Source organism: Mesorhizobium sp. M4A.F.Ca.ET.020.02.1.1 (genome assembly GCF_004022645.1).
In the GTDB taxonomy this organism is placed as follows: domain Bacteria; phylum Pseudomonadota; class Alphaproteobacteria; order Rhizobiales; family Rhizobiaceae; genus Mesorhizobium.
Genome location: NZ_RZOI01000562.1, coordinates 1 through 4,096, shown reverse-complemented (window position 1 = coordinate 4,096; position 4,096 = coordinate 1). Strand labels below are relative to the sequence as shown.

The 4,096-nt window shown below is 68.8% G+C and carries 5 protein-coding genes and 1 pseudogene; 1 reads left to right on the top strand and 5 read right to left on the bottom strand.

The window, feature by feature from the left end; all coding sequences use genetic code 11:
- From EN742_RS26685 to cbiE, 5 genes are all read right to left on the bottom strand, one after another.
- Positions 1-804 (bottom strand): cobyrinate a,c-diamide synthase (locus EN742_RS26685; RefSeq protein WP_128333465.1); only part of this gene is annotated, 804 nt, incomplete at its 3' end.
- Positions 801-1,616, bottom strand: coding sequence for a uroporphyrinogen-III C-methyltransferase (cobA, locus tag EN742_RS26680; RefSeq protein WP_126054005.1), 816 nt, complete (start codon positions 1,614-1,616; stop codon positions 801-803). The genes cobA and EN742_RS26685, both read right to left, overlap by 4 nt.
- Entirely contained in the window at positions 1,613-2,377 is a 765-nt protein-coding gene (cobM, locus tag EN742_RS26675; RefSeq protein ID WP_126054006.1) for a precorrin-4 C(11)-methyltransferase, read from the bottom strand. The genes cobA and cobM overlap by 4 nt, the downstream gene beginning before the upstream one ends.
- Positions 2,374-2,760, bottom strand: a complete 387-nt coding sequence (locus tag EN742_RS26670) for a cobalamin biosynthesis protein (protein WP_126054007.1) — start codon at positions 2,758-2,760, stop codon at positions 2,374-2,376. The genes cobM and EN742_RS26670 overlap by 4 nt, the downstream gene beginning before the upstream one ends.
- Entirely contained in the window at positions 2,757-3,998 is a 1,242-nt protein-coding gene (gene cbiE / locus EN742_RS26665; RefSeq protein ID WP_126054008.1) for a precorrin-6y C5,15-methyltransferase (decarboxylating) subunit CbiE, read from the bottom strand. Before cbiE ends, EN742_RS26670 begins: the two co-directional genes overlap by 4 nt.
- A 1-nt stretch (position 3,999) precedes the next feature.
- On the opposite strand from cbiE, the pseudogene EN742_RS39610 reads away from it, so the two are divergent.
- Positions 4,000-4,096: pseudogene (locus tag EN742_RS39610) on the top strand (precorrin-6A/cobalt-precorrin-6A reductase); the annotation flags it as partial.

Below are 4,096 nucleotides of genomic sequence, written 5' to 3'. Positions count from 1 at the left end.
GTGCCAGTGGGCGGCGACGTGCGGGTAGACGAAGGTGAAGGCGGCGTCCTCCGCCAGCGCAATGCGCTGTCCAGGTGGCGGCAGCGCGTCGCCGAAATCGCCAGCCGCGGGCACCAGCGGCGTGGCCAGCGCCATGATGGCGTCGAGATCGAGCGACTTCTCGGCCATGTCGGCCAGCCGGTCGAGATGCGCCATCAGGTTCTGGTATTCGCCGGCCTGGACGAGGCCGAGATGGCGCTCCGGCAGGTTGAGCGTGGGATCGCGCAGGATGGCGCCGACGACCGGCAGGCCGATCGCCTCGATGGCATCGCCGGACAGCCGCCGGTGGCGCTCGCTGCCGAGCCGGTTAAGGACGACGCCGGCCATGCGCACGCCCGCGTCGTAGGTTGCAAAACCCTTGGCAACGGCGGCCGCCGTGGTCGACTGGCCGGACACATCGAGCACGAGCAGCACCGGCAGGCCGTAGAGCCGCGCAAGGTCGGCGGCCGAACCCGTGCGGCCTTCTGGGGCGGGAATGCCGTCGAACAGGCCCATGGCGCTTTCGAGGACGACGAAGTCGGCATCGTCAGCCGCTTGCCCGGCCAGCGCATTGAGCAGGGAAGGCGGCATTGCCCAGCTGTCGAGGTTGACGCCGGAGAGGCCGGTGGCGGCGGTGTGGAAGCCCGGATCGATGTAATCGGGCCCGGATTTGGCGCCACGCACCTTCAAGCCGCGCCTGGCGAGCGCGCGCAGGATGCCGATGGTGACGCTGGTCTTGCCCGAACCGGAGCGCGGCGCGCCGATGATGATGGCGCGTGCCGTCATGTCTCGCCCGCCAGTGCCGCGCGCATGGCGACGATACCGCCGACGACGATCAGCGCCGGCGAAGCCAGGCCGGCGGCCGCGGCCTCTTCGGCAATGGTGGCGAGCGTGGCGACAACGGCCCGCTCCTGCGGCGTGGTCGCGGAAACGATCACCGCGGCCGGCGTCGACGGCGCCAGCCCGCCTTCCAATAATGAAGCGGCGATCTGAGGCAGATTGGCCATTCCCATATAGACGACCACCGGCTGGCCGGTGCGGGCAATCGCGGCCCAGTCGAGATCGTCATCGGTGCCGGCGGCATGGCCGGTGGCCAGGATGACCGCCTTGTTGATGCCGCGCATGGTGGCGGGAATGCCGGTGGCGGCGAGCGCGCTCAGGCCCGAGGTCAGGCCGGACAACACACGAAACGGAATAGCTTCGCGCGCCAGCGCCAGCGCCTCTTCGCCGCCGCGCCCGAAGATATAGGGGTCACCGCCCTTGAGACGGACGACGCGACGTCCCTCGCGCGCCAGCCGCACCAGCAAAGCTGTGATATCGTCCTGCTTCATCGACGGCTGGCCACCGCGTTTACCGGCATAGAAAAGCTCCGCGCTTGCGGCGACCGCGACGACATCGGGCGAGACCAGCGCATCGTAGACCAGCGCGTCGCATTGGCCGAGAGCGGCCAGCACTTCGAGCGTCAGGCAGCCGGGATCGCCGGGGCCCGCGCCGGCCAGCCAAACGTGGCCGGGTTCCAGCTCTCGCGGCTTGAACTTCAGCCGCGCCAGCGCCTGCTCCACCGTGGCATGTCCGTTTCTGTTGGTGCTGCCGTTCACAATCCGTCCCGTCCGCGAAAACGCCGCTGGTAGTGGGCGTCGTAAAGTGAGCTTTCGCCGAAATCCTGGGCGCCGAGCGCGCTGCCGATGAAGATGATCGCCGTGCGCTCAATCGGGTTTTCCGCCAGCTTCGCCTCGATGGTGGCCAGCGTGCCGGTCAACAGACGCTCGTCCGGCCAGGAGGCACGAAAGACAACCGCCACCGGGCAGTCGGCGCCGTAAAGCGGCGTCAGCTCGGCGACGACACGGTCGATGGCGTGGATGGCGAGATGGATGGCAAGCGTCGCGCCGGTGCGGCCGAAGCCGGCCAGCGTCTCGCCGGGCGGCATCTTCGAGGCACGGCCGGAGACACGGGTCAGCACCAGGCTTTGCGCGAGTTCGGGAATGGTGAGCTCGCGGCGAAGGGCCGCCGCCGCGGCGGCGAAGGAAGGCACGCCCGGCGTCAGCGTGTAGGGGATGTTGTGCTTTTCCAGCCGGCGGATCTGCTCGGCCACCGCGCTCCACACCGACAGGTCACCGGAATGCAGGCGCGCGACATCCATGCCGGCGGTGTGGGCGGCAACGTATTCGGCCTCGATCTCGTCGAGCGACATCGGCGCCGTGTCGATCAGTTTGGTGCCGGGCGCGCAATGTTCGAGCAGTTCGGGCGCAACGATCGAGCCGGCATAGAGGCAGACCGGGCAACTCGCCAGCAGTCGGCTGCCGCGCAGAGTGATGAGGTCGGCCGCACCGGGGCCGGCGCCGATGAAATGAATGGTCATGCGGCATCTCCGGCAAGTGCGATGGCGCAGGTGACAGGACCGAGCACCGTGCGCGGCCCGAGCAGTTTCGCGCCCTTTCCGGCCGCGGCAAGCGCGGAGGCTTCCGAAACCGACGGCGAGCCGGCCTTCGACTGCGAGAGAACGGAGTGGCTGAGCACGCCGGACGATGCGGCTTGCATCGCATCGTTCGAGACGACGATCACAGGCAAAGCGAGGTCGCTGCCGGCGAGGAAGATCGCTTCCTCATCGCGTTTGATTTCACCGGTCGCCAGGGCGGAAAGCGCCGTCACTGCCAATCCATGCGCTTCCAAGGCGGTCTCGACGGCGGCGCGCACGTCGCTCGCTGTCACGCCTTTCCGGCTGCCGATGCCCGCGACCATCATGGCTTCACCCAGCTCCATTGGGTGACCGGCATGGCCGGCCGCCAGGCCTGCATCGAGCCGACGGGCGAGGCTCGCGAGATGGCGATGCGGGTGAGATCGCCGCCGCGCTTGGTGTGTTGGTCGAGAAGCAGCGTCTCCATCTCCAGCGTCACCGCGTTGGCGACAAGCCGGCCGCCGGGGCGCAGTGCCTTGATCGCCTTCTCCAGCACGCCGGCGTCGCTGCCGCCGCCGCCGATAAAGATGGCGTCGGGCGTTTCCAGCTTGGCGAAAGCCCTGGGCGCCGGGCCCTCGATCACGACAAGACCGGGCACGCCGCAATGCGAGGCGTTACGGCGGATGCGGGCAGCGCGCTCCTTGTCGGCCTCGATGGCGATGGCGCGCAGCGAGGGGTGAGCGAGCATCCATTCGATGCCGACCGAGCCCGAGCCCGCGCCGACATCCCACAGCAGCTCGCCGCGTCGGGGCCCGAGTGCCGACAGCGTCATGGCGCGGACCTCGCGCTTGGTGATCTGGCCGTCATGCTCGAACAGGTGGTCGGCAAGGCCCGACGTCAGCGGCAGGATGCGGGCATCCGGCGTCGATTCAACTTCCAGCGCCAGTACGTTGAGCGGACTGATGTTCTTGAGATCGAAGCCGTCGGCGCGTGCGCTTCGGCGTGCTTCATCCGGTCCGCCGAGCGCTTCAAGGACCGTCAACCGCGAGGGACCGAAGCCGAGTTCGTCGAGCAGCCCGGCGATCGCTGCCGGCGCATCGCCGTCGGATGTCAGCGCAAGGATGCGCGCGCCAGGGTGGAGGAGGGGGCGGATAAGGTCGATCGCGTGGCCGTGGAGCGAGATCGCCTCGACATCCTGCAGCGCCCAGCCCAGCCGGGATGCCGCTAACGAAAGCGATGAAGGCGCCGGCAGCACCCGCATTTGCTTGGGTTTCACCTTGCGCGCCAGCGTGACACCGACGCCGTGGAAGAACGGGTCGCCGGAAGCGAGCACGCAGACATTCTTCCCGGCCAGCGCCAGCACGTCGCGCATCTCGGCGTCGAACGGCGTCGGCCATTGGCGGGCCTCGCCCCTGGCCAGGGCTGCGACGAGCGCGAGGTGTCGCTTGCCGCCGAAGATGAATTCGGCTTGCGCTAGGTGCTGCTTGGCCTCGTCGCCGAGACCCGCTACACCGTCCTCGCCGATGCCGACGACCGTTAGCCATTTTGGCGTGAGCTTGGCGCCGCGCGGACCCTTAGCAGGCATGATGACCCACCGCATCCTGATCCTTGGCGGCACCACCGAAGCCCGGCAACTGGCGGGAAAGCTCGCCGCGCGCGCCGATCTCTCGGTCACGCTTTCGC

What these genes read in the sequence shown, in the direction of transcription:
- cbiE (WP_126054008.1), bottom strand. Translation starts at nt 3,998, where the DNA reads ATGCCTGCTAAGGGTCCGCGCGGCGCCAAGCTCACGCCAAAATGGCTA.
- cobM (WP_126054006.1), bottom strand. Translation starts at nt 2,377, where the DNA reads ATGACCATTCATTTCATCGGCGCCGGCCCCGGTGCGGCCGACCTCATC.
- EN742_RS26670 (WP_126054007.1), bottom strand. Translation starts at nt 2,760, where the DNA reads ATGATGGTCGCGGGCATCGGCAGCCGGAAAGGCGTGACAGCGAGCGAC.